Annotated in this window: 1 rRNA gene; it reads right to left on the bottom strand. The window is 49.1% G+C overall.

The features are described 5' to 3' along the window. Positions 1-401: ribosomal RNA gene (locus WS34_RS15190) — 23S ribosomal RNA — on the bottom strand; the annotation flags it as partial.

The following is a 401-nucleotide window of genomic DNA, read 5'->3' as shown; positions in this document are numbered from 1 at the left end:
CAGTATAAGTCAAGGCTGCACCTAAATGCATTTCGGGGAGTACGAGCTATCTCCAAGTTTGATTAGCCTTTCACCCCCACCCTCAGGTCATCCAGAAGCTTTTCAACGCTTATTGGTTCGGTCCTCCAGATGGTGTTACCCATCCTTCAACCTGCCCAAGGGTAGATCACTTGGTTTCGCGTCTACTCCTTCCGACTATACGCCCTGTTCAGACTCGCTTTCGCTTCGGCTGCGGATCTGAGATCCTTAACCTCGCCGGAAAAAGTAACTCGTAGGTTCATTATGCAAAAGGCACGCCGTCACACTAAAAGTGCTCCGACCGCTTGTAGGCACATGGTTTCAGGAACTATTTCACTCTTCTGTTCGAAGTGCTTTTCACCTTTCCTTCACAGTACTGGTTC

The sequence above is a fragment of the Odoribacter sp. N15.MGS-14 genome (assembly GCF_000980245.1).
Taxonomy (GTDB): domain Bacteria; phylum Bacteroidota; class Bacteroidia; order Bacteroidales; family Marinifilaceae; genus Odoribacter; species Odoribacter splanchnicus.
The sequence above is the reverse complement of the archived record's forward strand: the minus strand, read 5'-3'. Positions and strand labels throughout refer to the sequence as shown.